The following is a 3116-nucleotide window of genomic DNA, read 5'->3' on the forward strand; positions in this document are numbered from 1 at the left end:
TAGAGCGAATTGTGGCTCGTTCCCTTGGCAGTGATTTGATCAAAATGCCATGGGAAACTGTGGAGCCAGCTCCAGTAAAGGTACCCAAAAAACCGCCAGCTGAGATGATTGCCAGCATCCCTAAGGTGAAGCAACCAAGCAAATCAAAGGTGCTAGCAAAGGCCAACACTACCAATCGACCTGTTATGAAATTAACCTTTAGCTCAGACCTGAGGTTAGTTAATGGTTCATTTTTCGAGATTTCTAATCAACCAGAAGATGATGTCGAGCTAATTGTTGCTGATGCCAACTTAACCGCTCCTGGGAAGTTAGCTATGCTTACCTTCAGGGAATTACTGCCGCCTCATGGTGAACAGCCCAGGGACAATTTTCCTGTTGTGACTGTTGCTACATCAACTATTGCTCAATCTACACCAACACCGTCTCAGGGTCAGTCGTCCTCAGGTCAGTCCACAGACATGGTACCTCTGCCCACCTTTGAGCAACCTACCCAGCCCCTACCATCCCCCCCAGGTCAGCCCACAGACATCCAACCTCTGCCCACCTTTGAGGAACCTATCGAAACCATACCATTCCCCAGTCTTCCTAACCTTACTACTCCTGCACCTCCTGTAGAGTCATTTAGCCCTGTGATTGACCAGAGCTATACCCTTGGTGCAGGAGATGTGATTCTAATTACTATTTTCAGGGTTCCGGAGTTTAGTGGCCAACAACAGGTTGGTGTGGATGGCTCTCTCAAGTTGCCCTTAGTGGGGAAACTGACCGTTGAGGGCATGACCTTAGAAGAAGCAGAATTTGCGATCGCAACTAAATATCAATCAGAATTGCGCTCTCCTGCCATCACTGTTAGTTTACTCCAAGCGCGCCCGTTACAAATCGCTATTTCCGGGGAAATTAAAAAACCAGGCTCCTACGTTTTACCCTTAATCAATAATACCCAGTTTCCCAGTATCGCTCAAGCCGTCCAGCTGGCTGGCGGGATGACCCAATCGGCGGATTTAGAGGCAATCCAAATTCGGCGTACTCAACCTTCTGGTATCACCGATACGATTAGGGTTAATCTCTCACAACTGCTGCAAGCTGGTGATTTAAGTCAAAACCTGATTTTGCGGGATGGGGATGTAATTATGATTCCAACCACCACTGAGGTGGACTTAACCAAAACCGCTCAACTAGCAGCATCTAACCTAGCGAGCACTGACGCCATATCCGATGTGGCGGTGGTGGGGGAAGTCTTTCGACCAGGGGCTTACCGCTTAGGAGGAGGAGAAAATGGCGCTAGTCGCCCCACAGTTAGTCAAGCGATTCAAACTGCTGGCGGGATTAAACCCTCAGCTAACGTGCGGCAAATTCAAGTGCGTCGTCCCACTCGCGATGGCACAGAACAGCTGATTAACGTTAACCTCTGGAAATTATTACAAGAGGGCGACCTTAGTCAAGATTTGGCCTTGCAAAAGGGAGACACAGTGATTATTCCTACTGTCACAGAAATCACTGCCGCAGAAGCTGCTCAAATTGCCTCCACTAACCTTTCTCCAAATGTAATTCGCGTCAATGTTTCTGGAGAAGTGAAACAACCAGGAACAGTGGAAATGCCATCGAATACCACCCTTAATGAAGCGTTGCTTTCGGTGGGGGGATTTAATGAGCGCTCAGAAGAAGTGGTAGAGCTAATTCGTTTCAATCTCGATGGTAGCCTAACCCGACGGGAAATCCAAGTCAATTTAAAGCAAGGACTTAATGACGAAACTAACCCTCTACTATGGAACAACGATATTATCCTTGCTGGTCGCTCCCGTTCCGCCAGAATCACTGATACCCTCTCTAACATTCTCAGTCCGATTCTCCAAATTTTGTCTCCCTTACGTTTGTTGTTCTAATTTAGATATAGCGAGGCAACGGGGAACAGGGAACAGAGAACAGGGAGCAGGGAGCAGGGAGTAGGGAGTAGGGAACATAAATCAGTACTTTAGTTTTTTATTATTTATAGTTTATTTTTTTTTATTAACAGTTCATTAACTTTGAATTATCTAAAATTTTATCATCATGAGGTACATAATATTTTTTATGTTGCCTACTCCCTACTCCCTACTCCCTACTCCCTACTCCCTACTCCCTACTCCCTACTCCCTACTCCCTACTCCCTACTCCCTACTCCCTAAAATCTAATCTATAACCGGTACCAACTAACTCTTATCTAGTCAAATTTTATAGCATCTCCTTAATTAAATTTAAAACAAAACGCAATGATTAATAATTTTTCTCCCTCTCCTCTGCCAGTTGCCAGTAATAACGGTAACTTTCCCCCTTTACCTCAAGGGTCACCATGGTTAGAACCAGACGATAGTGAATGGGATTTAGCCCGCTGGTTTGTAGTGGTGCAACGGCGAGGACTAGTCATTGTCGGGGTAACAGTTGCAGGGATGTCCTACGTCTACCCCACAACTTTGAATGAAGAGCCAATTTACCAAAGCAAATTTCGGATTTTAGTAGAGCCTGTTAATGCAGCAAATGACTTAGACAATTTAACGTCTGTTTTAGGACCACAAAACCTTAAATCTGGTTTAGACTACGAAACCCAAATTCAAGTCCTGCGTAGTCCTGAACTAATGAAACTAGTGGTCGCAGAACTCCAAAAAACCCATCCCGAAATAAGTTATAATTCCCTAATTAAGGATTTAAGCATAACTCGCTTAGGGAAAACTAAGATCTTGGAAATCAGCTACCAAGGCAAAGATCCGGATCTTATTCTGACTATTTTAAACCAATTAGCCAACGTATACCTAGAGTACTCCCTGGCGGAACGCCAGACTAATTTAAAGCTAGGGATTCAATTCATTGAAAACCAGTTACCATCTCGACAAGCCAGGGTAAATCAACTGCAAAACCAATTACAAGTCTTTAGAGAGCGATATCAGTTTACTGACCCCGAAAGCCAAGCTCAACTAATTGCTTCTCAAATGACCACCTTGAAACAGCAAAACTTAGCTCTTGAACAAGAATTAGTTCAAGCCCGTTCCTATCTTGGTTCTCTACAAGACGAAACGGGAGCGCTGGCGGCTCTTGGTGACGCTCCACTCTATCAGCAAATCATTGGTCAGTTAAGAAGTGTAGAA

General features: G+C 44.9%; 3 protein-coding genes. All 3 read left to right on the top strand.

Annotated elements, in window-relative coordinates:
- The coding region (locus F6K57_RS41255) for an SLBB domain-containing protein (protein ID WP_293074877.1) at positions 1-1880 on the top strand (1880 nt) is incomplete at its 5' end.
- Positions 1881-2046: 166 nt separating this feature from the next.
- Positions 2047-2169, top strand: a complete 123-nt coding sequence (locus F6K57_RS41260) for a hypothetical protein (protein ID WP_293074880.1) — start codon at positions 2047-2049, stop codon at positions 2167-2169.
- 77 nt (positions 2170-2246) lie between these two features.
- On the top strand, positions 2247-3116 hold an 870-nt coding region (locus F6K57_RS41265), incomplete at its 3' end, for a Wzz/FepE/Etk N-terminal domain-containing protein (RefSeq protein ID WP_293074884.1).

Source organism: Moorena sp. SIO4A5 (assembly GCF_010672005.1).
In the GTDB taxonomy this organism is placed as follows: domain Bacteria; phylum Cyanobacteriota; class Cyanobacteriia; order Cyanobacteriales; family Coleofasciculaceae; genus Moorena.

Bases quoted from the DNA above. Each gene is read 5' to 3' on its own strand.
- F6K57_RS41260 (WP_293074880.1), top strand. From the start codon at position 2,047: ATGAGGTACATAATATTTTTTATGTTGCCTACTCCCTACTCCCTACTC.